We start from the raw sequence: 25,848 nt of genomic DNA, 5'->3' as shown, positions 1-25,848 counted from the left end.
GTGGACATATCTATAATGGATTAAGCTTAAGTGATAGAATCTGGGAGTGTCCTTCTTGTAAGAAAACGCTCGATAGAGATATCAATGCAGCTAAGAATATTTTAACCGTCGGGCTGGCGGGGTTAGCCTTTGGAGAGAGCGGAAGACTCGGCAACAATAATTTGTTGCAAAGCTGTTCTCTGTGAATTAGGAATCCCCCGGTTTTAGCCATGGGGAGCTGTCAAGGTGTCTATTAGAACTGATTGCATAAAGGAATGAGTGCAACCCACAACGACTTGTCCGGAATATTCATTGGTGGCATTGATAGAAGTTTGAAGAGATTGCACTGCTTCGAATATCGAAGTAGCTTGAGTAAAGACTGAGCGTCCAATATCCGTAACCTGAATTCGATTTCGTTGATGAATGAGTAGCTGTCTATTTAAATTGGCTTCCAGTTTTGCTTTTTTGGGAATGGATGAAATGACAGAGAAGTCAAGATCTTCGGAAAAGCGGTAGTTCCCAAAGTAGCACTTTTTTAAAGCTGTTCCTCCTTTGAAGATCAGCTGTTCTTTTAGAGACGGATGTTCGTATAATCCAGATAGGAGCCATGAGAGGAGATAGTCCTGTTGAATTGTCTCAAAAGTTATACCGCTCTTTTTTTTCTCTCTATCTAAACGGCTGCGCAAAGGTAAGATATTCATGCATTTTCTCGAATTTTCCATTTAGTGTTATAAGGTCCTTTAACAGGACCGCTAGGATCAAATTTACAGTAACTTTTCATTGGGACTTTTAGTAGAGGATCTAAGTGTTTTTTTTCAATTCCTAATCCATCTAAAATTAGGCCGAGGCGTTTTGCTATTGCTTTATCGAGTTTTAATGCATACTCAACCATGATTTGAATACGGAGTTTATCCTTAGCCATTTTAAAAGCATGCAACACTTCACTGAAATCACCACAGTATTCAGGTGATATAAGTCCATCAAGTAAGGTTTTTTCGAGGTTTGTTATTTGAACTCTCATATCATCTACCCAGACTGTTTCTATGCCAAAGTAATGCTCTTCCTTTACTTGGATAAAGCGAAACATACTATTGGCTAAAGATCTTGGAATTGCTGTCCCTTTGGGAGTAATAGCAAATACCTTATTAGGAGTTTGCTCTGTGACATGGTGGTAATGCATTGCCGTCCAATGGCTAATCGCAGAAGGAGTGACAAGAGCCATTGCAATAGCAAATTCATGAGGAGCCGGCCCATATGCGGCAATAGCGTAGACTCCGCGTTTTAGGCGAGTTACCCATCCCCCATTCTTTAGGTGATGTAAAGCTTCTGACACGTATTTAGGATTCATTCCTATTTTCAAACCAGCAGCCTGAGCTTGTGCTGTCGAAAAAATTCTCAGCCCTTGCTCCGCAAGGTGTCGTAAAAGGCTCATGCCTAGTGGTGAATTCTTCATAATCTTGATTGTATATTATATGTCAATATTTGGACAATAGCCAATTTTCAACATCTAAAAAACACTAAAATTATTAATACAAAGGTTTCTATGTGAGCAATTTATATATAATATACAACGGTTTAAATGTGGGGATAGGGAGAAAAAATTTAGGGTAAGCTCCCGGATGAGCATTTAGAGAGATGTCCCGTTCAACAAGCCATTCTAAAATAGAGACATTGCTATCTAGACAGGAACAATTATCTTTCTCGAAGATCGTAGAAGTACATTTCGGCTTTTGTTTCTGATTCGAAGGGGTTATCAGGGCATGTTCCGGCTACAAAGCGGAATTCATCGATCTTTGTCATAGCTGAAACTCTGCCCGGGTGCCCGGAAAAAGTGTGAGCACATTTTTCGGAAGCACGCATATCCCAAAGTTTGACAGTTCTATCATCAGCACTACTCAATAATATTGTTTCAGACATCGGAAGCGTTTGCCAAACACGCCCGGTATGCCCTTTTGCGGAAAAGGTTTCAGCTTCCGCTTCAATATCAACGACTTTTATTTCACCACCAAAGAGGGCAAGGGCAACAGAATGAACCGGATGATCCATAGCTTGAATATGCGATATAAAGGGGCGTTGCTTTCCATCGATTTTTGACCCTTCCGAAATAGGTTCGCCTGTTTTAGTCCATTCTCCGTCAATTTCTTGAAATATACTGAATGTCGCTGCATGAATAATAGCAACTTTTTCCGGTGTGAGAGGCTGAAATCCATAGATCCAATCGGGAGATGTGAGCGTATGCATTGAGATAATTGAGCTTTTATCAACATCAAATTTATAAAAAACTTTCGGGGTTCCTATGAGGACGCAAAACTCAGTCATTCCTTTAGTATCTAAAGCGCAAATCCCCGTTATTCTATTCATATTTCTGGGCTTATAATGAGCTTGTGATGTAGCATCCGATGCCTCAATAGGATTTTCAAGAAAACCTTTGAAAAATTCACGTGATTTTGAAAGGCATTGGAGAAAGCCGTTTCGACTGCCGGCAATGAGAGATCCGTCATCAAAAACGTCGAGAGCTGTGATCCAACGTGTATAGTAATGATGTGTTGTTCCCGGGGCCTGAGAAAGGATACGGCGCTCTGATGTGTCTAAGTCAAACAACCGAAGTGTAGTATCTTTTGATCCGGTAAAAATGGTGCCTTCATGACGACACATTCCGTGAATATCATCATTATGAATGTTCTCAAGAACTAAATAGGGTTCTGTTGGTGAATAGCTAGGAATTGCACTTGCCATGGAATACTACTCCCTTGCTCTTTTTTCAGAGAGGGTGGTGTTTGTGTTATGGGAAAGTACTGCAACTTTAAATGCAACGACGCCAAAGCTTGCAGATCGTTCCGTATATGTAGGGATAGAATGGTATATTCTAGCAGCTGCGGATGGATTTTGGGCATCGGGAATAAGTGCTTTGAAGCCAATACCATCGACCATCTCTTCAAATGACTTAAATTCTTTTCTCTCTAAAATCCGGGTTTGAACGGAGTGAGGTCCTGCTTCCCAGGAAACGATATCGCCCGGTCGTATATATCTAAACATTCCATTATTGATCCGTCCTTCATAGGTTTTAGCTCCCGATATAATCATACGAAGGTAGGGCATTTTTATAGTGACGGTTCTTACTCGCTCCGGCATAGGCATCGGTCTCGCTCTTATAGGTGAATAGGTTCGTGAATCTGTTGCTCTTGTCTCTAAGGATCTGCCTGAAGCTGCAAAAGATTGTGAGGCAGTAGCAAGCGTTGGTTGAGGTCTTTGATAGGGAACCCCGGAGTAACGGGGATGTTTCGCTAGAGAGGCTGAAGGATCGGAGGACCCAATCCTCTTTTCTAGGAAAAATTCGGTCGCTCCGGGTTTGTAATAATCTCGAACAGATCGAGTGACTGAAAATCCCCTTTTTCGGAAAAAGGAAAGTGATTCGGGTTTTTCCGAAGAAAGAGAAACATCGATATATTCTGCAAGACGGTTGCGAGCGATAGTTTCAATGCGTTGAAGGAGAACTGAACCAAGCCCTCTTCCGCTATGTTCAGATGGGTTTATAAGGCAGAGTGTTTTTAACTCGAGATGCCCTTCTCTAGGGGTTTTTTTATAGACGATGAGTCCCATTTCGCGTCCATTGACAAACATCATTTCACAGAGTCTATCGGCACCTTCGCCAATTTGATTCAGTGCTTTTTTTTGGTCTCCATACAAAGGGGCTATTGTTGATTCAAAAAGAGTTCTAACGACAGGAAAGCTTGATGAACTTTTGTCAACAACAATAAATGTTGGTTCAGTGCGATCTATTGGATAAGTTGAAATTGATGCCATGTAATCCTCGTATTTTATAAGAGACGCAGGAATATAATTTTCCCGCCAACTTGTATAAAGAAACAATTAAATTATTGTCAATATTTTATCTTTTGTTCTTTAAAAGCGTAAGAAGTGTCTGTGCGTCGAAGTGAGTTCAGCTTTTTGGCAACTCAACGCTTAAGGGGAGATTTTAAGGGCAAGAGGTGGCATCAGGGCAGGATCGGACAGCGTTAATTGTTCCATCCCGTGTAATTGTCCCGGTGTTTACGGTGTCTACATCACAGGGGCTTAAGTTAAAAGTACCGCCAACAGGATTGCTCACAAGATAACTGGAATCATTAGTGTTGTCGGTAAGGGTCATGCAGACTGTAGGATTTGATAAGGTTGAACCGATCATTACAGCGACTCCCGTATTGTCTGATAGTGTGTTATTAGTAACAGAGCCCGCAAGGCCTGTGTACTGCTCAATATCAATGCCTGAGGCTGCATTGGATGAGGCATTTTCACAATTGCTAATGATATTGTCTGAGATATCTAATGTGAGAGAATCGATGCCGGTGGGGGAATAACTGAGGATTCCCGTCCCTTCACATCGGTTAATTTCGTTATTCGATACGGTTAGATTAAGCGTTGAAAAGTTTTGGCTTAGAGATATTCCGTTTGATGTATTTCCAATATCCGTAAGGGTGTTGTTATTGATTGTAACTGTCCCTGTTGTCGTAGTTCCGGAGCTGATAATTGAGATTCCGTTGTCATCGCATCCGGTGATGGTATTATCCGTTGCCGTTAGCGTCAAAGTATCAACCGGGGTTGCAATGACTAAGCCGGAGCCTCCATTATCTGACATTGTATTGTTAGATGCGGTGACTTCGAGATTTGTCATTTCGCCGGACGTATGCAAGTAAAGAGAATTCGATGTATTTTCAGAGAATGTGTTGTCTTTTACTAAGATTGAACAATCATCGATAACCCCGGTTGAAATAAGAACAATACTCGATCCTAAGGATGCCTGAGATCCTGTTCCATTATTTGTAATGGTATTATTTAGTAAGTTGATGTCAGCATTGACGACGTTCTCAAGATTAAACCGGACGCTGCCAGTTGTATTGCTATCAAAAAGGTTGTTATTAATGTGGGCTGTAAAAGTATTGCTATCCGCAGATACATCTAGAGGGACGGAGGAAACGGATGTTTGGTCTTGAAACGTATTATCCGAACAGACCAAGGTAGATGTCCCATTAAGAGTTAAAAAAATACCGTTGACGTTATTCAAAAGCTGATTGTTTGTTAAAGATATGGATGCATCTCCTGAAAAGGAGGCCTCGAGGGCATAAGTGGTAGCACTTTCAATCACGCACGAAGAGACCTCCAAGCTGTGGAGATCGGCCCCATAGATAGCATCATTCAGTGGAGATGTGATGTTAAAACCGCTGATAACGTTATTGGTTGCCAAGGTGATTGCATTTCCATCCGTGTCGATATCGGCATTGGTAATCTTCGGAGCAGAGCTGCTTTGCGCCGGGAGGATAACGGTTCCTTGATTGGTTTGAAGCGTATAGCTGACTCCCGATCCCCAAAATTTCTGAGCGGCTTTGAGTGTGATGCCCGCATTCATTCCTGTTGTTGACCCATCGCCGGGGAAGACGTAGATGATATCGCCGGGTTTTGAATTGGCCTGTGCAAGAGCTAGGGTGGGATAGGGGCTTTCATAGGTGCCGAGTGATGAACTCGTGTTATTAACAAAGACAAAGAAGAGCGGTTGGCCGGTGGTAGGGTCAGTGGCGACAGTTTGTTGGGTGCCGGTATCAACGGGGATGATCTCTTGTCGGTTGATCGGTTGGACCATCCGAGCCATCAAAGCATTCGGTTGGCAGGAGTGGGAAGAGTCCCTTTTTTTAGAGCGAAATAGAGAGCCAAGAGGAATCGTGAAAGAGATTTGTCCTTGGAAGCGGTTGTGAAAGGCGTTATCATAAGAATCGCTGATTTGAAATGCCATGTAGTCTTTAAATGTAGCAACAAGCCTCCCTTCGCCACCCCAAATGTGATCGCCGATTTCTCCTTTGTAATAATAAGGACCGGCTGCTGCATAAAAGTCAAATAGCCGAGTTTTTCCGAAGTGAAAACCGATTTCTGCATTGACCCCTTTCAGGGCATATTGATATGCCCTTGAGAGGATCAAGTTGTGATTGGAGAAGCCCGCATACTGTGTGTTATAGGGGGCGGAGAGCTTATTACCTACAGGTAAATAACCATTGAGCCGCACATCGAAGAGGGCGCCTAGCGTCTCGAGTCCAAGACCAATCTGGTTATAGTGCAATCGGCTTGTATTTCTGTAGTCATAGTAGGCATTGATTCCGTAAACTCGATTTCTTAAAATAGTACGGACTCCAAGGCCTGCGTTAGCAGCCCATTTGCCATTATCAAAGAGATGGGCCCTCGCATCCAAAATAGGCATGAAAGACCAAAGGTTGGGGGAGGGGGCTAAAAAAGCTTCCAGAGTCGTGTACCCCTGGCTATATCCAACCCCGCCGGCCTCGATGTGGCGAAGGGTAGTGCGGCAAGGAGAGTTGTCTTTAGGGCAATTTTCAGAAGAGGGTAAGGTATCTTCAGTAAAGGCTAGGGTAGTGCAAGAGGCCAATACGATTATGAATAATTTAGTGAAGAGGGAAGACATCTAATATCCATTGTTTGTTTGCCTGCTGAAATGGAGTATATATTTTTTTTGTTTTCCGACAAATTTTTATATCTCAACTATTTTTTGAATTGTATTGATATTGCGCATCGTCCCTTCATCCCTTTGTTTGGGGATTTTTAGTTTTGAGCGACCCATACCGTTAGGGTAGTAGATATAGGCTTCTCGTTTATTAACTTTTACTTCTTCACCTGTCGAGGTTGAAATACAAGATAAAAAATCATTTTGAATGGGGTGTGTAAAAAACAACACACCGACTTTTGCAGGTGGCTCTTTTGAAAACGGATTCTTTTTAAGGATGTAGATGAGTTCATCAAGGGTACGTATGGTCGTGACAATATGCTTACCCATTTTTTTATCAAGTGCTGTTTCGAGTTGTTCCCTAAGGATCTCCTCTGAAAGCCCGCTATCAAATATGACATTACCGCTCTGGATGTATGTACGCACATTTTCAAAGCCTAATTTTTCGCAAAGCGCCTTTAATTCGCTCATGAGCAGTATTGAATTGCCACCGACATTGATGGCGCGGAGAAATGCTACATATGTTATTTGTTTTGAACCCATGGAGTTATCCTATAAGAAACTTCAATTTTACAGAAATAATTGGTTTTTATCTTCGACTTTAGTTGAAGTTAAGAAGTTTTCTTAGCTGATTCTTTTTCAGGCAAATGCAAAAAATAATATTTCTATAATCTTAAAAATAGATATAAATAATTTTTGAGCTTATCACAAGAGATAGTTGAATGAGATTTGGGTTGATTTTTCTAGCGACTGCGTTTCTAAATATGAATCTGTTTGCCGGTTCTGCCAGTTGGATTCAAGATGGGGGGAATTGGTCTGATACAAACAGCTGGAATCCCAATACAGTTCCAAATAATTCTAGTGATGTTGCAACGTTTACCGATGCAACCGGTAGTTTTGCTAGTGCCAACGTCGATTCGACTTTTAGTGTAGCCAGCTTAAATTTTACTACGGCACTCAGTTTTACTCTAAATAGCGGAACATTAAATGTTTACAATTCTATTACCGTAGATGAAGCAACAGGTGGTGCTAATTGCAATACAACTCTGTTTCTTCCAAATGATATTTCGATTGTGACCGATGCCGAATTTAGTTGTAATTCAATCACAGGTTCCGGAGGGATCACTAAAACAGGGGCAGATGTATTGCGTGTAGCCGGTACTTGTACTTATGGTGGCACAACATTTATAAATGAGGGTATTTTTCGATCGGGAGCTGAAGATTCTTTTTCTCACAGTTCGGCAATTGTCCTTGCGAATGTCGCTGGGGTTGAACTTAATAACCAAGGGATCCCTAATACGATTTTGAGTCTATCCGGAGGGGGAAGTTTAGGTGGGAATGTAACTTTTGATAATGTAGATGCAGGTTCTTTGACTTTGGGAGACTCCAATAATACAACATATGCAGGAGTAATTTCCGGTCGTGGTGAGATCATTAAAATAGGAACGGGTGTTTTCACCATGACCGGGGCCAATACCTATACAGAAGGGGTCACTGTAAACGCAGGTCTATTGAATATTCAAAATAACACGGCTTTGGGCAGTGGTTCTGCTTCGGTTGCAAGTGGCGCACAATTACAAGTGCAAGGGGGGATTACAGCTGCGAATGCCTTGACATTGAATGGAACAGGTGGTGGAACCGGCGCTCTTGCGAACGTTTCGGGTAGCAATACTTATAGCGGAGCAATCACTCTTGGCTCTGCCACAACGATTGGATCGACTTCCGGTACTTTAACGCTAAGTAACGCAAATGCCATCAGCGGCACGCAGGATTTAACATTTGTGGGGGAGGGCAACACAACAGTCAGCGGGATCATTGCCACATCAACCGGAACACTGACAAAAAGCGGAAGCGGCACATTGGTCTTATCGGGGGCAAATACGTATAGTGGCGCAACGAGTTTAACTGCGGGCGTATTGAATATTCAAAATAATACGGCTTTGGGCAGTGGGTCCGTTACGGTTCAACTCGGAGTAGTGCCTCAACTTCAGTTGCAAGGAGGAATCACTGTTGCAAATGCCTTGACATTGAATGGAGAAAGCGATGGAAGCGGTTCTTTTCTTAACGTTTCAGACAGCAATATTTGGAGTGGGGCAATCACTCTTGGCTCCGCTACAACGATTGGATCGACTTCCGGTACTTTAACGCTAAGTAATGCAAATGCCATCAGCGGCACGCAGGATTTAACCTTTGTGGGGGAGGGCAATACAACGGTTAGCGGGATCATTGCTACATCAACCGGAACGCTGACAAAAAGCGGGGGTGGCACATTGGTCTTATCGGGGGCAAATACGTATAGTGGCGCAACGAGTTTAAGCGCAGGTCTATTGAATATTCAAAATAACACGGCTTTGGGCAGTGGTTCTGCTTCAGTGACAAGTGGCGCGCAATTACAAGTGCAAGGGGGGATTACGGCTGCGAATGCAATGACATTGAATGGAGAAGGCGATGGAAGCGGCGCTCTTCTCAACGTTTCGGGTAGCAACACTTGCAGCGGGGCAATGACGCTTGGCTCCGCCACAACGATTGGATCGACTTCCGGCACTTTAACGCTAAGTAACGCAAATGCCATCAGCGGCACGCAGGATTTAACATTTGTGGGGGATGGTAATACAACCGTTAGTGGGATCATTGCTACATCAACAGGAGCCTTAACGAAGAGTGGATTTGGCACGTTGGTCTTATCGGGAATGAACACATACACCGGAAAAACGACGGTATCCGGTGGAAGGCTCTCTGTTAATGGACAGGTTTTAGGGGGCGTTACGATTAATTCAGGGGGAACTCTTGGGGGAGCGGGAACAGTTTATGGAGGGGGAACTATTTTTGGAAAGCTCTCTCCCGGAAATTCGATCGGGACTCTCACTTTTGATACATCGGGAGGGGATCTGATTTTAGATAGCGGGTCTACTACAAATATTGAAATCGATCCAACAGATAGTTCTAAGATTGTGATTACAGGCGGTGGCAGTGTGACTCTTGGGGGGACTGTGAATGTGATTCAAAATGCAGGCACCTATCCCGAAAGTAAACAATATTCGATTCTAGAGGGGGCATACACAGGGGAATTTAATTCAACCATTACGGGAGGCCTTGCCGGAGCTCAGTTTCAGCTATCCTATATGTCTAATATTGTATATCTCCTCTTAGGGGCAACTCCGGTTTCTTCCGAGATCTCGACCAATCATCTTTCCGGCAATGCCCTTGTCATTGCAAACAATCTCAACCAAAATGGATCGTCTTCGACACTCTCTCTTTTGACAAGTCTAACGGAGAGTCAATTGCCGGGAGCACTGAATCGCATTTCTCCGGCTAGAAATGCTTTTGGATCCTTTATCGCGCAGCAAACGGCATTTTCTTTAAGTCAAATTGTCATGGGGCATTTGGATGCTTTTCGCATTGGAGGAAATGCTTCTTTGGAAAATGCTTTTACGACAGCCTTAGTTGCCGATGCATCGGGATATGTCGGGATATCTGATAAGAGTCGGCAATCTGAGCATAGGGTGTCTGCCTGGATTTCGGGTTTTGGTGAATATGCTCATGAGAAAGCCTCGCTGCAGAATCCTTCCTTTAATTACTTGTCTGAAGGTGTGCTTATAGGGGTTGATTATCATGAGAATAGAAACCTGATCGGAGGTTCTTTAGGCTACGCTCATACGCACTATACTGAAGACAATCATTTTGGACATGGCAATATCAACGCTTATGTTGCCGGCATCTACGCAAACATTTTTGCGAGAAACTTTTATTTTTCTCCCGTTATTTGGGGAATATTTGATGAAATCAACAATACGCGAGAGATTTCTTTTCCCGAATTCTTCGGAAAAGCAAAGGCAAATATTTTTGCTTGGCAACTGGTCCCTCATTTAGAAGTTGGGTATGATGCTTCTTTTTCTTGGGGGAATATCCTTCCTTTTTCCTCCGTAGATTGGGCAATTACTTGGCAAAGGGGGTATGAAGAGCGAGGCGCAGCCCCTTTCAACGCGACGAGTGAGGCAGAAAGTTTCTCCATGGTGCAGAGTGAAACGGGATTGAAATTTTGTGAGAAATGGGAATACGATTGGGGCACTTTTTTCTTGAGAGAGAAAGCGAGTTATATTTTTGAAAAGCCTTTTGGTACAGGCTCTGTTAAGACGGCCTTTATAGGAACACCCGGTACGTTTACGGTACAAGCAGTCAATCAAAATCTCAATTTAGGGGCGATAGGCTTGGACTTTCTTTTTGTTATTGGCAAGCAACAACCGGTTAAGGTTGATTTAGCCTACGAAGGGGAATTCGGATCTCGATACTGGTCTAATCAGTTGAACTTAACTGTTAGGAAAGACTTTTAATATTAACGTTGTGAGTTTATTGATATGAAAGGAAGGTGGGTTCTCCTTTTTTTTCTCCCTCTTATATCTCTTTTTTCAAGAGAGGGACTTGAGTATCAACATATTGAAATTCCCCTTTCTTCTTCCGCTCTGAGTTTTATATTGGGATCTCAGTCGGTTCATATCATCAAGGTCAATCCCGATCTTTATCAGATCAATCCTGCAAAGGCTTTGGGTAGGCAAACGGCTTTATCAATCAGCCGGCGTTTGGGAGCTTGGGCGGCTGTCAATGGGGGTTTTTTTAAAATAGGAGGGGCTGTTGACGGACTGGCTGCGGGTGCATTAAAGATCGGTGAGTGGTATGCCCTTCCTTCTAAGCCAAGGGGCGCTATCGGCTGGTCGTCAAAAAGGCAAAAGCCACGGATTGATTGTCTTTTAGCGACAGCACAAGTGTGCTCAGAAAAAATGGTGGTTCCTATCGATGGGCTCAATCGGCCTCGAAAAGAGGGGGAAGCTATCCTTTTCAACTCCCGTTATCACCAAACAACGCTTACCGATCGAGATGGAGAAGAACTTGTCATAGTCAATGGAGTTATTGAGAAGGTGATTCAAGGAGGCGATTCGCTTATCCCCGAAGAGAATGGGTATGTGCTCTCTCTTCAGGAGAAACACCCTCTTAAAGAACGGTTAAAAGTGGGAATGCCCCTCTCTTTTTCTATAGAAGCGCTCCCACAGATCGATCAAGAGTCTCAAGGACAATGGAATCAATTTGATTACATTGTCGGGGGCTGTCCTCTTCTAATCCATCACGGTTCGAAATTAATGGACTTTCAACTTGAACAGGCAAACAAGTCTTTTCTCATCGGGAAATGTGCGAGAACAGCCGTAGGCATTTTGCCAAATGGAAATTGGGTTTTTGTTGTTGTAGATAAAACAGGCCTTTTTGATGGGATGACAATCTATGAATTGAGCCATTTTATGGAGAAGCTCGGTTGTGTCGATGCCCTCAATTTAGATGGAGGTGGGAGTTCAACTATGGTTTATGAAGGCCAGGTTAAAAACACTCCGCGTGGCGATCAAGATGAGGCCAATGGACAAAAAAAACTCCGACCCATTTCGGATGCCATTCTTATCTTGCCTCAAAAGTATTAAACGATTTATATAATTTTGTTTTTAAATTCAGGGAATATGATTAGAATTACTGGACTCGGAAATCAATGGATGAAAATCGCGCTGGTTGCGCATACCGTACTTATTTCTATGTCCCTTTGGGCAGACAGTACTTGGACCGGTACATCCTCTTCCGATATGCAAAGTCCTAGCAACTGGGCGGGTGGTGTTCCAACCGATAGCACGGCCATATTTAATGGGAATGGTGCCAATAGTCCTCTTTCAAATCAAGACGCCGGTCCCTTGTTGACATTTGATCAATGTCAATTTACGGATGACACTCAAGTTTCTGTCATTACTGATCTTAGCGTATCCGGTGTAGCCGGTGTTAATGTCGATTCGGATATTACGGCAACCTTTGAGATTTATGAACATCATCCCCTAGAATATGATCCGGCAAATGTGACAATTGAAGCAGGCCCTGCCGGGGATGGAGGGGGAACCGTTCTTTATAATCTAAAAGGATATGGAGAACTTCAAACGTATTCCGGCGCTTCCGGCCCAACAATTATTAACGTTGCAATGACTGAGGGAAATAACTATTTTGAGGTGAATGCCGCAGGAATTAATACATTCAATAATGTGAGTTCAGATGACTCCACTGATGAAATTCGTATTGAGACAGATGCGACTCTAAACATCAAAAGTTCGGGAACAAATACCATTGACGGAGTGATTTCCGGGGGAGGCTCTTTAACAAAAGGCAATACGGGAACACTAATCATCACAAATACAAATACACTGAGCGGTGCTAATGAGGTGACGGGGGGGATTTTAATCCTGAATGGCACACTTCCGGGTAATATGACCGTTGGCGCAGACGGGACTCTTAAGGGAACCGGTTCGGTAGGAGGAGATCTTGATGTGTCCGGAACACTTGCTCCGGGCAATTCAATCGGCACGTTATCAAGTGGCCCTGTTAGCTTTGACTCAGGTTCTACATTTGTTGTCGAAATGGGTCCCTCTGCAGCGACTCTCTTAGACGTGACGGGAACGGCAACCCTAGATGGGACGATCTCGATCACTCAAAATTCCGGAACTTATGCACAAAGTGGCCAATATACGATTATTAGAACAACCGGAGGAATCAGCGGTTCTTTTGACACGGTTTCAATTACGGCGCTCCCCAATTTCAATCTATCGCTCTCTCAAGGATCTCACAATCTTTTGCTCAACTATCAGTTTAATATTCCCATTTCAACAACAAACAACCTTTCGGGCAATTCTTTAATCTTAGCAAACTATTTCAATGCGAATGGAACAACTGAAATGGTCAGTGAATTAGGTAATTTATCCGGAAGCGCTTTGGAAGAAGCGCTCGAAGCGCTCTCTCCTTCTAGAAATGCGTTTGGCTCTTATGTAGGCATTCAGACGGCATTTTCTCTTGGCGGACAGCTCGCTTCACACCTCGATTGCTACCGATTTGCTCCCCGTCGCTCCGATCGCGCTCATTTTATGGCATCACTTATAGCTGATACCTCTGAAACGCCTCCTCCACCTCCCTTTGTCGACCATCAATGGACCCTTTGGGTTGCCGGCTATGGAAATTATGCTCACCTTTCGGCAATTGATCAAAATCCCTCCTTTAATATGAGCTCGGGAGCGGTGCTCATTGGCTGTGATCATGCATGGGAAAATAGGAATGTTGTCGGGGGCGCACTCTCCTATGTCCGTTCTCACTTTGACGAAGATCAAGATATGGGTAAAGGGAACATTAACTCTTATCTTTTGGCTCTTTACGGGAATGTTTTTGCAGGTCATTTCTATTTTTCACCTGCACTCTGGGGGGCATTAAATCAGACCGACAATACGAGAAATATTTCATTTCCGGGATTTTCTAAAAAAGCGTCTGCCGATATTACCGATTGGCAGCTGATTCCTCATTTAGAGGTGGGATATGAGTGGGGATATTCATGGTGTAGCATTGTTCCATTTACTGCACTTGATTGGGCGATCTCTTGGCAGAAAGGGTATACTGAGACCGGCGCATCTCCTTTTAATGCTTCTCAAACTGCCAATAATAGTTCAATGGTGCGTAGTGAAACGGGACTCAAGTTTGGTCAAGAATGGGAACGGAATTGGGGGATTTTTTCACTTAGAGAAAAAGTTTCATATGTCTTTGAAAAACCATTTGGAGTGGGAACCGTTCAAACCTCTTTTGTAGGAGCGCCGGGATCTTTTACGGTGGTGGCAGTTGATCAGGTTCTAAATCTGGGAGCGCTTGGCTTAGACTTTATTTTCTTCTTAGAAAAAGATCGCTCTTTGATGGTTGATCTCAGCTATGGAGGGGAATTCGGAGCTAATTATTGGTCGAATGCTTTGAAACTGACTGTGAGCAAACGCTTTTGAAAATTGGCATTGGATTGATTCTTTTTGCTTGGACAAACTGTCTTTATCCGATGGCCGATATTTCTTTTATTGTTGTCGATTTAAAGTACAACCGGGAGCAAGGGGTTAAAATCTGCGAGATACAGCCCGGTTCGTATTCCCGATTCAGTGGTTCTGAGCTCCTTGAGGGAGAGGGTGCAATCCCTGACCGCTATTGTCATTTTTTAAAACGCTATTATTCAAAAGGCTACTTTACGCATCCCCTTTATAAAAATATGCACAAAGCTTTTGTCGCGCACGGATGGTCTTCCATCCACTTAGAAGGAGGGATTGCTGCAAAAATAAGAGAGAAGCCTATAGGAGATCCCGACCGCTTATCTGATTATCAAACGTGTTTTTTTTCTTTAAGCCCTCAGCCGATTTTGCAAAAAGAGCACAAAAGGTTCCCTCAAATGCTTTTTCTTGATCGGGCTATTCTACCCTATTCTCAAAACAAGTATGCGATGAACTGCCTATTAGATCAGATCAATGAGGCTAAAAAACTCCGTCCCATTTGGAAGGTCTATCTTAAAGGAGCATCTGAGGCTCTTGCGACACAGATTGCAGCTGATATTCCGGGTGATATTGTGGTGATCAAACCGATTCGGTCGATGATGGGGCGTGGGGTCATTATTTTGGAAAAAAAAGATCTGCTCTCGACTCTCAAATATATCTTTTGTTCTCCCAAGCAGGTATTGCTGGATGATATGGAAAGGTCATATTCGCAATATGCCATTGATAGGTCCAACGCATTCATTGTAGAGGAGTTTATCCCATCAGACCCGTTATTGCTCGGCCCTGAGTTATTGCCCTATGATTGCACCATGCGGCTCATGCTTATTTTGTCGTATGATCAAAAAGTGGCTTCGATTACATATTTGGGATCCTATTGGTATTCCCCCCATAAACCGCTGGATCAAAGCTACACACTCATTCAGTCGCACAAAGCAAAGGGGACACACTTTTCTAAAGTGGCCCCCGAAATATTCGATGAGGTAAAAAGGCAGCTTTACCCCGCATTATCAAAAACCTATCTTTATATGCTGAATCGGAATTTGTAACGGTAGTTTTTAATCTTATTAAAAACCAAAATAAATTGAGACATAAGGTCCTGCAAGAGCAAAATCGCTAACAGTCCGCAAAAATGTGCGGGCATAGACGCCTGTTGTGGCACTTCCTACAGATCCGATATCCCCAAGTGCAACTTCACTACCCATATCAATGGATCTGATCGCATTGATATAAACTTGTCCTTGATAGCCTGCTTCTAGTTTCACCATGTAGTGTTCGGAAAACAACCACTCGTAGAGAAGGCCAAGTCTTCCTTCCAGCCCGGGAACAATCCCCATTTTATCTCCAACACTTGTTGTTTGGATATTAGGGTTTTGATCGCCAAGGTCAGCGAGATCAGTGGATGTGGTGCTATAGGTTGTACTATTAGTGAATTTTCCGACAAAGAGGGAAGCGCGTGCATTTCCTACGAACTGAAATCCCTCAATAATGGTTGTTGCAAAATCAAGGCCCAATTGTGGTCCGGCTCCTATAAATTTTGATGGAACGTCAAGTGTTCTAATGATTGTGTCATTGAGATTTGAGAATCGGGTTGAATAGTGTTGCAATAAGCGCATAAAACTAACCCCGGAGAAGAGATTCATCTTCACAAGCTTTCCAAAATTGACAAAAGTTCCATAGTTGAGGTTGACTTCGTCAAAATGGAAGTTTGTCATCCCTTTGGCTTTTTTGTAGGAGGAGGCATCCGGACCGATTTCAAAAAAGGGTCCTACCATATTGTCTGAGGCAACTGTGATTGTTGCTGAATCTGTAGGAGAGTGATACCATTCCCAATTTAGCATTAGAGTAGAGTTGGCATCATGGAAGATTCCGGCAATACCTACATCAAATCCAAAATGGAAATCTGTTGAAATTTCCGGAATGGTCCAATTTGGCGAAACTGCCGGTTGAGCATCACCGTAATTGAGTGGGAGCGCCACAGCCCCATAGTCGAGATTATTGGCATAAGGTTGCAAAATCAACCCGAAAAAATGGGATTCAAAAGTGTAGCTCCGGTCGGCCAATGTCACAAGGGGGGGTGTTTTTTGTGCAGGTGGAATTTGTTCAGGTTCATTGAATGCTGAAAAGATTGTTCCGGTGCAAAGCATGACGGATGCAAGATATAATAGTCTCATAATAACTCTCAGTTAAAAAAAAATGAAAAACTTTAAACGGAGACCAAGCGGGCCAATCTCCCTGCTTTAGCGGGGGATCTCTCACGCGGCCAACGATGTGATAGCCAATATTCCTTGACCGTCAAAAAAACCTCTTCTATTCATAGAGGGGGTTTTTTAAAATGTCAAAATTTACCCTATTGATATTTCTAGGGAATAAAAAATATTCAAATCTTTTCTCAATAAATTTTCAATAAAAAACTAACAATTATTAGAAATTTAGTCAGTATAAATAGCTAAATTTATAAGAATTCAGCTGTTTATAATGACTAAATTAATGAAAATTCAGTCATTGGATTTACTCGAAAAAGTATTTGTGTTGATTAATATCAGAGTTTTTAGTCGGAATTTAAGAAAAGAAGTGACAAAATCTTCTCGTTATTATTTTTACGATAATGGGATTAGAAACACTCTCATTAATAATTTTAATCCGATTTCTAAACGAGATGATATTGGAGCATTATGGGAAAATTATCTTGTTATGGAGCGCATAAAGAAACAAGTCTATCAGACAATATGGAGTAGCAACTATTTTTGGAGAACGTATGATCAAAAAGAAATTGATTGGGTTGAAGAAAGAGAAGGCGCTCTTTATGGATATGAATTTAAATGGAATAAATCAAATGTTACTCCGCCACGGCTTTGGTTAGATACATATAAAAATGCCTCATTTGAGTGTATATCTCAGAGAAATTATCTCGATTTTATTACCTAATAAGATGACAAAAAACATAGAATCATGTTTAGATTTCTGCGGCAAACAAAATGAGGTAAAAAAATGGCTGCATCATCATTCATTCGTTCTGTAGAACCTTTACTTGTTCAAGGTGTTGAGGCCATAGGAACATTCATTTCTAGAGATTTTTGCGCTATTGGATCAGGACCTGCCGGAGTTGCGTCAGCGATTGAATCGAGTCGACTTGGAAAACGGGCGATTGTGATTGACCGATTTGAGAGTTTTGGTGGTGCATCTCTACATTCGGGAACGATTCCATCCAAAACATTGTGGAGTCTTGCCCAGCGCACAACGGAAATTCCCAATTTTGCTCTCCTTAGAGAAGGTCTTATAAAAGTCATCAAAGATCAAAAGAATGCTACAATGGAAGATTTGATAAGAAATCATGTATGTTATTTAAATGGGTTAGCTGAATTTGTCGATCCTCACACAGTGGCTGTTTTTAGTGAAACCGGCAGTAAAATAGCGACAGTCGTAGCTGATCATTTCATTATAGCAACGGGTTCTATGCCAAGACAGCCTGAAGGACTTGCTCATTTTTCAAGCCGTATTGTTAATTCGACAGAACTTCTAATGATGGATGAGATTCCAAATCAATTCATTGTTATGGGTGGAGGGGTAATCGGGTCTGAATATGCAACTATTCTACATCGATTGGGATCACGTGTTACAATCGTTGATTCCAATGAGAGAATGCTTAAATTTCTTGATCCTGCAATCAGTGAAAAACTCCGGCAAATTTTGATGGAATCGGGGAGGTTTTCTTATATCCCCAACGTTAAAGATCCGATCATGCATCTTGAAGACGATGTAGTAAGGCTGTCTTTTGATGATAGAACGATTGAAGGAGACTATTTACTTCATGCATTGGGAAGAGTTGCCAATGTTAAAATGCTGAATCTCGATGCAATTGGTGTTGAACTCACTCATCGGGGACATATTGCCGTTAATGAACTATTTCAAACTTCTGTTCCACATATTTATGCCGGTGGGGATGTTAAAGGATCTCCCGGTCTTGCTTCAACAGCATGGAGAGAGGGGGGGATTATAGCTCACTTAGCTCATGGGAGGCGGACGGAAATGTTCCCTGAGATATTTCCAACAGGGATTTATACAATTCCGGAGATCGGATGTTGCGGAAAAACCGAAATGGAATTGAAGGAAAAGAATATTGAGTATGCCGTTGGCGTTGCCGAATTTAAATCAACCTCTAGAGGTATTATTGAAAATGAAGATGGTATGGTGAAAATGCTATTTGATCCGGATTCAGGAACGGTTTATGGCGCTCATATGATTGGAAAAGGAGCAGCCGGAATGATCCATTATCCAAATGCCGTCATGCGTTATGGCGGGAAGATATCTGATTTTTACACATCGGTTTCGAATTATCCAACCATTGAAGGAGAGTTGCTTCGCAATGCTGCATTGAACGGAGTCCACGACACACGGCATTAAAAACTCACCTTATGAATAAATAACTATTATTTGCAGCTAGGCTGCAAATAATAGTTTTCTTTTTGATTATGAGCGGTGTGAATTATGAGATAGACTGAAGGGGCCTGAACCAAAATAAGCGATCATGAGAGCAGCTCCCATTAAGGAGAGATTTTTTATAAAACAGTATTGATTCATCATTGCGTGATATAAGTCTTTGAATGACCAATACTGATGCATCATAAACGTTGTTGGAATAAGGAAAATAATAATAAGCCAAGCTCCAATTCTTGCTTTGAATCCTAAAAGAATACTGAGCCCTCCAAGGACTGCAATCACTCCGGCAAGCGGGACTAAGAATCCGGGAATCGGAACATTCATGCTGCTCGCATATGTTATTGCAGCAGGAGTGAAATGATCAATTCCTTTAATAATAAAAACTGAAGAAAATAAGATTCTTCCTATCAGCAAAATATATTTCATATGATTGTCCTTTCAATTGACTTGGAGAAGTTTTTTAAAAAAATGTCTTGACTAATGGTTTTTATTCGACTTAATAAATATATACAAGTGAATTTATCTGAATAAGGTCGTATGAAATTTAATCTTCCTCGCCAAATCATGTCTGATGAAATTGCACAAATTGCATTGAGAGAGATTAAAGAGCAGGAATTAATCGTCAAAACAATGACGAAATCTCAGCTTAAAGAACTCAATGAAATTATAAATGAAATTAAAACATATGGCTTTCCAAAACGGTTTGTTATTCGAAAGCTCGCAAAGGAGCTTGGACATGGCGTTTTTTTGCACCCTCAATCAAAACCAATTGAACGTGGGGAAATGATCAGCCCTTATTCGGGTCAGGTCTCAATTTGCCCGCAAAATCGCGATGATAATACGGCCTATGCCTTTGAGCCCATCGGGGAAATGCATTTAACAAAAGAAGAACAAAAGAGAATCGATCCTAAAATGAAGTTCCATCCTAATCGTTTTTATGCCATTAAACTCGATGCAAAGAAAAAGGGAAACTTTACCCGATTCATTAATCACTCTGAAAAGCCCAACGTGATTGCCCATCTTATGAAAGTTCCAAAGAAAAATGATTTTGGTTTTGAATTCTCACCCGTTGAGGTCGTTTATTTTGCAAAAAAGAGAATTAATCCGGGTGAACAACTCCTCGTTAACTATGAAAATGAAGAGAATAGCTATTGGAGTTCACTCAATATCAAGCCGTTCCCTATGACACCTAAAACATATCAGATCAAAGCTTCTTGAGTATCGATTCAATGCGTTTGATATAAATTTCAGTGGGATGGTCTTCAGGGTATGTTTCATAAATCTGCTTGAAAAGGGCGAGGGCCTCTTCCATTTGATTTGCAGCATAAAGATCATAAGCTTTTGTAAATTCTTTAGCGAGCTCGCGATCCCGGTCACTTGATACAATATTGCTATGCTTAGGATCCTCACAGCCCATCAGTTCGTAAATTTTGGTCTTTTCGGCTTTTCCTTTGAAAGCGACGATATCAATAGGGCGTATGAGAAAACGTTCATTGATTTTAGCTTTGACACTTTCACTAATCATAATAATTGTATGATAGTCTTTATCAATGAGTTGCAGGCGATAGGAAGTGTTAATCGGATCGCCGATCGCCGTATAGTTCATCCGCTCGTGAGTTCCAATATTGCCAACAATAACATGACCGGTATTAATTCCGAATCGGGTGTGAAATTCAGGCTTACCCTCTTCTCTGCGTTTTTTATTAAAGGCTTGAATCGCATTGCGTGAGTAAAGAGCGGATTCACATGCAAGATGAGCTTGATCGGGGAGGTCTATCGGGGCTCCCCAAAAGGACATGACACAGTCGCCGATATATTTATCAATGGTTCCCTTATGATCGAGAATAATATGCGTCAGGGAATCAAAGTATTCCTCTAAAAGATGCGTTAAGTCATCAATCGATATTTGTTCGGAAATGGCCGTAAAATCTTTGATGTCCGAGAACATAATGGTGAGTTCTTTTTTTTCACCGCCGAGTTCAATATCTTTGCCCTTTTCGATGAGGTTTCTAACAACTTCTTTAGGAACGTATCTAGCAAAGGAACGCACCGCAGCTCGAAGAGAAGCAATAGCGTTATCCATAATAAAAATTTCTTTGATATTGGATTTTACGCGCACTTCACTTGATAAATCAAACTTACAAATTTTAGCAATTTCTTCAGTTAATTTCATAATTGGACGTGAGATACGGGCAGAAAAAATAAAGATAAAGAGGATGGCGATCAAGAGAACGACGATGCTAAAAATCAAAATGTGATTTTGCATATCAATAAAATCGACAAAGTATTCTTTTAAGGGAACGACCAATACCATTTTTCCATTTTGTCCAAAGAAATTTTTTAAAATATTGATATGAGATAGATAGGTAATATCATTAGCTTCATAGGTAAAGTTAGCTTCATTTTCTTTAGCAAATAACACAAGAGAATCATTCACAAGCTGTTGTTCTTTAGATTTAAGTTCTTTGTCATTAATTTCAGGAAGAACAATTTGATTCTTATGATTTACAATGAAGACTTTCCCCGTTTTTCCAATTTGAAGCTGTTTTAGAAAGTTGGATAACAAGAGAAAAGATAGATCTGCCGCAACAACGCCAATTAAGCTGCCATCTTCGCGATAAATCGCCTTTGAAGCCGTAATTCCGGGGACTTCGCTTGGATAAAATAAATACACATCACTCCAATGGAGACCGGGTGTTTTGATCGCATTCTGATACCATGATCGGACGTGGGGATTATATTCAATTTCACTTGGAAATTCTTCAGCGACTTGATTGAGATTATTGTCAAAATACATCCAATGATTGATGGTTCTTTTGGAATTGCGACTTAAAAATTGCAGTGCAAGCGTGGCTTGTTTGGGAAGGGGGGTATTGGGGCTTTTATTATAATGTGTTAAGGAAGTCAAATTGAGATTATAGGCAATTAAAAAATCGCCTTCTTGTGTTGCGAAATAAAAACTTGAAATATTGCTCGTATAGCGAACAATACTGAGCAAAAAAGTGCTGACTTCGGGATTGGTCTCGGTCAAATTAGTCGCTCTTGATAAGACATTATCACCGATTTCAACGAGATTTTCAGCATTTTGTCTTAAATCGTTTGTTTGGTGATTGACGATGTCGGCAACACGTGAAACTTCTGTTTTTGCAAATTTTAAGATAGAGGACGAAGCATCGGTATACGTAATCAATATCACAATTAAAAACGAAAGTGTAATTAAAAGGAGAAAAACCGTTATGATATCGAATTTAAAGGAGCGTTTAGAAAAATTGGAGCTCATAGATAATGAAGCCTATCCTATTTTTTACTTTTATAGACAGATACCGAAATAAATTGAAGAATCAGTATGCTCTTATTTAAATCATATTTTTAACGTTAGTTCAAGAGATTCTTTTTTCCGGTGCTTTTATGACACAATCCTCGACATTTTTATCACCAACGATTCGATTAAAAAATGGAGTAAGAATGCCGCTCATTGGTGCGGGAACTTATCCACTTCAAGGCCAAGAATGCAGTGATATGATTGCAAAGGCCTTGCGCGTTGGTTATCGCCATTTTGATACGGCATAGATTTACCACAATCAGTCTGCGATTGGAAAGGCTCTGAAAGGATACCCGCGCAGCGAGCTTTTTTTGACATCAAAAATTTCAATGCGAGGAAGAGACACGTTTCATGTTGATGATTTGTCAACGGAAATTGAACAGATTCTAAATGAATTACAAACGCACTATCTCGATTTGCTTTTGTTGCACGAGCCTCATCGAGAATTACCAATGCGCGATATTTTACTTAAGTTGATAGAAGCTAAAGAGAGGGGATGGGTTAGAGTTATCGGGGTGAGCAACTGCACGATTCATCACTTAAATGATGCACTTCAATGGGGGATTGATGCCATTGAAGTGAACCAAGTCGAATTTCATCCTTACTTAAATCAAAAGGAATTACATCGGTTTTGTAAAGCAAATGGGATCCATCTCACGGCATATCGTCCTTTGGGAAAGGGAGAAATGGTACATGAGTCAATTTTTAAAAAGATAGGCGAAAAATACAATAAAAGTGGAGCCCAAGTGATTTTAAGATGGTTGATTCAGAAAAATATCTCTGCCATTCCAAAAGCTGTGAGTGAAGCGCATTTAAGGGAAAATTGGAACGTATTTGATTTTACTCTGCAGCCGGCTGATATGGTGCTCCTTGAAGGGCTGAACCGCAATCAACGCTATTGTACCTCCGAGTATTTTGATTTTGATTATTAAATGATTTTTAGAATCAGGATGATCCAAAAGCCTAAAAAAAAGAGAATGGGCGAAAGAAAGTATTTTCGCGTTTTATATGCCTGAGAGAGAAATTCTTCTATACTTAGGAATAAGAGGGCGGAAACTCCAAATGCCAAAATTTCAACCATTAATTGGGTTTGGAAAAGCCGAATCACTTCCAATCCAAAAAAGCAGCCGATAGGGAGAGCCGTTGCCATTATGGTTAAGACAAGTAATTGCGCTAGCCAAGAAATCGAACTTCTTTTGAGTGTCGATGCCACGGAAGCAGAGAGAAAAAAGGCACAAAAGCTCAAAGAAATGGCAACAATAACCCCACTGTGGAGCCCGGCGATGAACGAAATACCGATTAAAAGACCATCGATAAAGAGATCAAGTGCTGATGCGAAAATTAAGCCCAACGGTAAAACATGGTGTTTTCCCGTTCTCGACAAAAAATGAACGAGAGCATGAAGCGCTATCATCACGAAAACACCAAGAGCAAATCCAATGCTAATCGAGACGGGTCGATCTGTTGGTAAAATTTCAGGGAGTAGTTCAGTTGAAATAGCGGCAATAATAATTCCGGCTACAAAATATTGTAGGTATGAGGAAAATCGCTGATTAATCCGAGTTGAAAGGGAAAGAATGCTTCCTAAAACACTGAATGCTAATGGAATAAAAGAATAATAAACTAGATGAAAATCTTTCATTGAGAGCCTATAATTATGTTAGTCGAGAATGAAGCTCTTACTTATGATTGATTTACATTTGAGTCAAGCCAATTGCCGGAGGCATACCACTTCCTTTCATTTAAGTTTTTCTCCGCGTTTAAAAAAAGATTCCCATTTTTTATCGGTCTCGTGATAGGGTCATAACAAAATTTATTTGTGTGCCGGAGTATGCCAAAGTCTGAAAAGTCCCCAAATTCTTTTTACCTCGTTCCTATTTTAGGATGCATTATATTAATGTATGCGATGCGGTTCATCAATGCCATTTTGTCCCCTATTTTCATGGATGATTTTCATATGAATGCAGCAATGCTGGGGTTTATGTCGGCCTCCTTTTTGTTTTTTGCAGGTATTTTTCAAATTCCGTTGAGTCTTTTGGTCTCTAAAATTCAACCGCGGCTTTATCTCATTATCTTAGGTCTAGTCGGGAGTTTAGGGGCTCTTATTTTTTCTTCTGCCAATACGGGGTTTGGATTGACCCTTGGAAGGGCGATGATGGGAGTTAGTTTTACTTTAGCCATCGCTCTAGGAAATTATATCATGATAGGGATAAGGTCAATGAAACGGCATTTGACTTTTGCTCCGATCTTTTCAAAGCATAGCATGCTTCTAAGTATTGGATTAGGCGCCTTTGTTGCAAGTTTTCCTGCGCAAATGCTCGTCAAATATGGGGGGTGGCGCTCACTCATATTTGCCATGATGGTTATTTTGATTGTTTTAGTCATACTAGCTTCCGTTTGGATATCTGACACATTGCAAGCTCCAAAGATAAAAGTGACTGATCAACACCAACGGGATCGCATGTATGCACTGTTTCAAATGCCCTTATTTAAAAAAGCGGGGTTCCCTGTTGTCATTGCTTGTGGCTCTTTTCTTTCATTGCAAGGATTATGGCTCGGGCCGTGGTTGACAAACGCTCTTGGTCAATCTCCCATGCATTTGGGGTATGTCTTAGCGCTATCGGCAGGTGGAATCATGGTTGGTCAACTCACATTTCGCATCTGGCTTTATTGTGCACGGCGCTGTCATATCTCCGTTTTTGGTTTAGGGGTGGGATTATACGGTTTTTTTATTCTCATTTTGGGATTAATTCTAATTCCCGTTGTTGCCAAATCCAATGGGATTTGGTTCTTTTTAGGGTTTAGTCTTCATGTTAATGCAAGAATCGTCATTGAAAGTTTGAATGAGCTTCCCTCTATTGAAGTTAAATATCTGTCGACGCTTTTGCAAACATGTGCCTTTTTAGTGGGATTTGCAATAGAGGTTGTCATAGGTCTAATTATTTCTTGTTGGACTCGTAGCGATATAGGGCAGTATCCCATCATTGCCTATCAAAGCGCATTTGCAGCGATTGCATTCATTAATCTCGGAGCATTGCTATGGTTAATTTTTTATCAAAAAAACCTTATCATTGAGTATCCATTAGCTAAGAATAACATTCGGGCATAAAGCGTTTGATATGATCAATTTCGATATCACTAAAAGAAGCCCCCTGTTTTCCGATCGTTTTTTCTCCAATATACCATTTTCCATGGGGTTGTAAAAGTTTCCATATTTGGTCAATGGCACGAGTATTATCACCTGTTTGAAAGAAAAAAATGTCATCTTTCATCAAAGAGAGAGCAAATTCGAAATTTTTTAGAAGAATAGGGAAATAATGCTGATTGACGGCATAGCTATGCGCTGTTTGAGCGCACAAAACGCGTTTAATATTAGAATGGGATGTTGCTTCATATTCGATAACATTCGAGGAAAGTAAAAAAACATCCCAGTTGGATTTGAAGTGATCAAAGAAAGTCTCAACATAGTGCTCAATTTCTGAAGAAGAACTGTGAAAGACAAAGTCATCTTCTAAAATTAAGGCATTTTGATATTTTTTAGTGATGGCAAATTGCAATGCTTTGATATGACTTAAAGCGCACCCACGGTGTCCGTTCAAGGCATCGGGACACGCATCAATTCGAATGACTCTTTTCATATTGACATTGGCTTTTTGCAAGTTTGACAGCACTCTTTTTTTTCTGTCTTGACGGTGGGCTAGATTGATATAGAGAATAGCATCGAAACGATGAAGTCCTTTTTTCATAAA

22 protein-coding genes are annotated in these 25,848 nt (G+C 41.3%); 11 read left to right on the top strand and 11 right to left on the bottom strand.

Features of this window, described 5'->3' with window-relative positions; translation table 11 throughout:
- The coding region (locus K9M07_05535) for a transposase (protein ID MCF7852682.1) at positions 1-185 on the top strand (185 nt) is incomplete at its 5' end.
- An 18-nt stretch (positions 186-203) separates the two neighbouring features.
- Here the strand turns inward: K9M07_05535 and K9M07_05530 are convergent.
- From K9M07_05530 to K9M07_05505, 6 genes are all read right to left on the bottom strand, one after another.
- The gene (locus tag K9M07_05530; GenBank protein MCF7852681.1) at positions 204-680 is read right to left on the bottom strand and encodes a nucleotidyl transferase AbiEii/AbiGii toxin family protein; all 477 of its coding nucleotides are present in this window, start codon (positions 678-680) and stop codon (positions 204-206) included.
- Positions 677-1,432, bottom strand: a complete 756-nt coding sequence (locus K9M07_05525; protein MCF7852680.1) for a type IV toxin-antitoxin system AbiEi family antitoxin domain-containing protein — start codon at positions 1,430-1,432, stop codon at positions 677-679. The genes K9M07_05530 and K9M07_05525 overlap by 4 nt, the downstream gene beginning before the upstream one ends.
- Positions 1,433-1,671: 239 nt before the next feature.
- Positions 1,672-2,715 (bottom strand): hypothetical protein, encoded by a 1,044-nt coding sequence (locus tag K9M07_05520; protein MCF7852679.1) that lies wholly within the window; start codon positions 2,713-2,715, stop codon positions 1,672-1,674.
- Between the two features lie 6 nt (positions 2,716-2,721).
- Positions 2,722-3,783, bottom strand: coding sequence for a GNAT family N-acetyltransferase (locus K9M07_05515; protein MCF7852678.1), 1,062 nt, complete (start codon positions 3,781-3,783; stop codon positions 2,722-2,724).
- A gap of 172 nt (positions 3,784-3,955) precedes the next feature.
- Complete coding sequence (locus K9M07_05510) at positions 3,956-6,439, bottom strand: inverse autotransporter beta domain-containing protein (protein MCF7852677.1); 2,484 nt, start codon at positions 6,437-6,439, stop codon at positions 3,956-3,958.
- A gap of 66 nt (positions 6,440-6,505) precedes the next feature.
- Entirely contained in the window at positions 6,506-7,021 is a 516-nt protein-coding gene (locus tag K9M07_05505) for a DUF1697 domain-containing protein (protein MCF7852676.1), read from the bottom strand.
- A 221-nt stretch (positions 7,022-7,242) separates the two neighbouring features.
- Between K9M07_05505 and K9M07_05500 the strand changes: the two genes are divergently transcribed.
- Genes K9M07_05500 through K9M07_05485 form a run of 4 tightly spaced genes read left to right on the top strand, consistent with a single transcriptional unit; the run spans position 7,243 to position 15,386 of the window.
- Positions 7,243-10,809: an autotransporter domain-containing protein gene (locus K9M07_05500; GenBank protein MCF7852675.1), complete on the top strand. Its 3,567-nt coding sequence runs from the start codon at positions 7,243-7,245 to the stop codon at positions 10,807-10,809.
- A gap of 24 nt (positions 10,810-10,833) precedes the next feature.
- On the top strand, positions 10,834-11,940 hold the full coding sequence (locus tag K9M07_05495) for a phosphodiester glycosidase family protein (protein ID MCF7852674.1): 1,107 nt from the start codon (positions 10,834-10,836) through the stop codon (positions 11,938-11,940).
- Positions 11,941-11,976: 36 nt separating this feature from the next.
- Positions 11,977-14,307 (top strand): autotransporter domain-containing protein, encoded by a 2,331-nt coding sequence (locus K9M07_05490; protein ID MCF7852673.1) that lies wholly within the window; start codon positions 11,977-11,979, stop codon positions 14,305-14,307.
- Positions 14,304-15,386 (top strand): hypothetical protein, encoded by a 1,083-nt coding sequence (locus tag K9M07_05485; GenBank protein ID MCF7852672.1) that lies wholly within the window; start codon positions 14,304-14,306, stop codon positions 15,384-15,386. Before K9M07_05490 ends, K9M07_05485 begins: the two co-directional genes overlap by 4 nt.
- An 18-nt stretch (positions 15,387-15,404) precedes the next feature.
- Here the strand turns inward: K9M07_05485 and K9M07_05480 are convergent, their stop codons facing one another.
- Positions 15,405-16,511: a hypothetical protein gene (locus tag K9M07_05480; protein MCF7852671.1), complete on the bottom strand. Its 1,107-nt coding sequence runs from the start codon at positions 16,509-16,511 to the stop codon at positions 15,405-15,407.
- Positions 16,512-16,815: 304 nt separating this feature from the next.
- Between K9M07_05480 and K9M07_05475 the strand changes: the two genes are divergently transcribed.
- Together K9M07_05475 and K9M07_05470 are read left to right on the top strand one after the other, a co-directional pair.
- A complete protein-coding gene (locus tag K9M07_05475) occupies positions 16,816-17,265 on the top strand; it encodes a DUF4143 domain-containing protein (GenBank protein ID MCF7852670.1) in 450 nt (149 codons plus the stop codon).
- Between the two features lie 63 nt (positions 17,266-17,328).
- Positions 17,329-18,741: an FAD-dependent oxidoreductase gene (locus tag K9M07_05470; protein ID MCF7852669.1), complete on the top strand. Its 1,413-nt coding sequence runs from the start codon at positions 17,329-17,331 to the stop codon at positions 18,739-18,741.
- Positions 18,742-18,807: 66 nt separating this feature from the next.
- Here the strand turns inward: K9M07_05470 and K9M07_05465 are convergent, their stop codons facing one another.
- Positions 18,808-19,203 (bottom strand): DoxX family protein, encoded by a 396-nt coding sequence (locus tag K9M07_05465; protein MCF7852668.1) that lies wholly within the window; start codon positions 19,201-19,203, stop codon positions 18,808-18,810.
- A gap of 111 nt (positions 19,204-19,314) precedes the next feature.
- Between K9M07_05465 and K9M07_05460 the strand changes: the two genes are divergently transcribed.
- Positions 19,315-19,995: an SET domain-containing protein gene (locus K9M07_05460; GenBank protein MCF7852667.1), complete on the top strand. Its 681-nt coding sequence runs from the start codon at positions 19,315-19,317 to the stop codon at positions 19,993-19,995.
- Here the strand turns inward: K9M07_05460 and K9M07_05455 are convergent.
- Entirely contained in the window at positions 19,982-22,057 is a 2,076-nt protein-coding gene (locus K9M07_05455; GenBank protein MCF7852666.1) for a hypothetical protein, read from the bottom strand. The genes K9M07_05460 and K9M07_05455 overlap by 14 nt on opposite strands.
- 128 nt (positions 22,058-22,185) lie before the next feature.
- Here K9M07_05455 and K9M07_05450 point away from each other — a divergent pair, with 128 nt between their 5' ends.
- The gene (locus K9M07_05450; GenBank protein MCF7852665.1) at positions 22,186-22,347 is read left to right on the top strand and encodes a hypothetical protein; all 162 of its coding nucleotides are present in this window, start codon (positions 22,186-22,188) and stop codon (positions 22,345-22,347) included.
- Positions 22,348-23,031: an aldo/keto reductase gene (locus K9M07_05445; GenBank protein MCF7852664.1), complete on the top strand. Its 684-nt coding sequence runs from the start codon at positions 22,348-22,350 to the stop codon at positions 23,029-23,031.
- Here K9M07_05445 and K9M07_05440 read toward each other — a convergent pair.
- The gene (locus K9M07_05440) at positions 23,028-23,741 is read right to left on the bottom strand and encodes a hypothetical protein (protein MCF7852663.1); all 714 of its coding nucleotides are present in this window, start codon (positions 23,739-23,741) and stop codon (positions 23,028-23,030) included. The two genes, K9M07_05445 and K9M07_05440, sit on opposite strands and share 4 nt — an antisense overlap.
- Before the next feature lie 189 nt (positions 23,742-23,930).
- Here K9M07_05440 and K9M07_05435 point away from each other — a divergent pair, with 189 nt between their 5' ends.
- Positions 23,931-25,208, top strand: coding sequence for an MFS transporter (locus K9M07_05435; protein ID MCF7852662.1), 1,278 nt, complete (start codon positions 23,931-23,933; stop codon positions 25,206-25,208).
- Here K9M07_05435 and K9M07_05430 read toward each other — a convergent pair.
- Complete coding sequence (locus K9M07_05430) at positions 25,186-25,845, bottom strand: glycosyltransferase family 25 protein (GenBank protein MCF7852661.1); 660 nt, start codon at positions 25,843-25,845, stop codon at positions 25,186-25,188. The two genes, K9M07_05435 and K9M07_05430, sit on opposite strands and share 23 nt — an antisense overlap.
- Positions 25,846-25,848 lie beyond the last annotated feature (3 nt).

It is taken from the genome of Simkaniaceae bacterium (genome assembly GCA_021734805.1).
GTDB lineage: Bacteria > Chlamydiota > Chlamydiia > Chlamydiales > JACRBE01 > Amphritriteisimkania.
Note: the sequence above shows the minus strand (reverse complement) of the source record. Positions and strands in the feature narration are given on the sequence as shown.

Excerpts from the sequence above, each read along its gene's own strand:
- K9M07_05530 (MCF7852681.1), bottom strand. The coding sequence starts at position 680 with ATGAATATCTTACCTTTGCGCAGCCGTTTAGATAGAGAGAAAAAAAAG.
- K9M07_05525 (MCF7852680.1), bottom strand. The coding sequence starts at position 1,432 with ATGAAGAATTCACCACTAGGCATGAGCCTTTTACGACACCTTGCGGAG.
- K9M07_05520 (MCF7852679.1), bottom strand. The coding sequence starts at position 2,715 with ATGGCAAGTGCAATTCCTAGCTATTCACCAACAGAACCCTATTTAGTT.
- K9M07_05515 (MCF7852678.1), bottom strand. The coding sequence starts at position 3,783 with ATGGCATCAATTTCAACTTATCCAATAGATCGCACTGAACCAACATTT.
- K9M07_05510 (MCF7852677.1), bottom strand. The coding sequence starts at position 6,439 with ATGTCTTCCCTCTTCACTAAATTATTCATAATCGTATTGGCCTCTTGC.
- K9M07_05505 (MCF7852676.1), bottom strand. The coding sequence starts at position 7,021 with ATGGGTTCAAAACAAATAACATATGTAGCATTTCTCCGCGCCATCAAT.
- K9M07_05500 (MCF7852675.1), top strand. The coding sequence starts at position 7,243 with ATGAATCTGTTTGCCGGTTCTGCCAGTTGGATTCAAGATGGGGGGAAT.
- K9M07_05495 (MCF7852674.1), top strand. The coding sequence starts at position 10,834 with ATGAAAGGAAGGTGGGTTCTCCTTTTTTTTCTCCCTCTTATATCTCTT.
- K9M07_05490 (MCF7852673.1), top strand. The coding sequence starts at position 11,977 with ATGATTAGAATTACTGGACTCGGAAATCAATGGATGAAAATCGCGCTG.
- K9M07_05480 (MCF7852671.1), bottom strand. The coding sequence starts at position 16,511 with ATGAGACTATTATATCTTGCATCCGTCATGCTTTGCACCGGAACAATC.
- K9M07_05475 (MCF7852670.1), top strand. The coding sequence starts at position 16,816 with ATGACTAAATTAATGAAAATTCAGTCATTGGATTTACTCGAAAAAGTA.
- K9M07_05470 (MCF7852669.1), top strand. The coding sequence starts at position 17,329 with ATGGCTGCATCATCATTCATTCGTTCTGTAGAACCTTTACTTGTTCAA.
- K9M07_05465 (MCF7852668.1), bottom strand. The coding sequence starts at position 19,203 with ATGAAATATATTTTGCTGATAGGAAGAATCTTATTTTCTTCAGTTTTT.
- K9M07_05460 (MCF7852667.1), top strand. The coding sequence starts at position 19,315 with ATGAAATTTAATCTTCCTCGCCAAATCATGTCTGATGAAATTGCACAA.
- K9M07_05455 (MCF7852666.1), bottom strand. The coding sequence starts at position 22,057 with ATGAGCTCCAATTTTTCTAAACGCTCCTTTAAATTCGATATCATAACG.
- K9M07_05450 (MCF7852665.1), top strand. The coding sequence starts at position 22,186 with ATGACACAATCCTCGACATTTTTATCACCAACGATTCGATTAAAAAAT.
- K9M07_05440 (MCF7852663.1), bottom strand. The coding sequence starts at position 23,741 with ATGAAAGATTTTCATCTAGTTTATTATTCTTTTATTCCATTAGCATTC.
- K9M07_05435 (MCF7852662.1), top strand. The coding sequence starts at position 23,931 with ATGCCAAAGTCTGAAAAGTCCCCAAATTCTTTTTACCTCGTTCCTATT.
- K9M07_05430 (MCF7852661.1), bottom strand. The coding sequence starts at position 25,845 with ATGAAAAAAGGACTTCATCGTTTCGATGCTATTCTCTATATCAATCTA.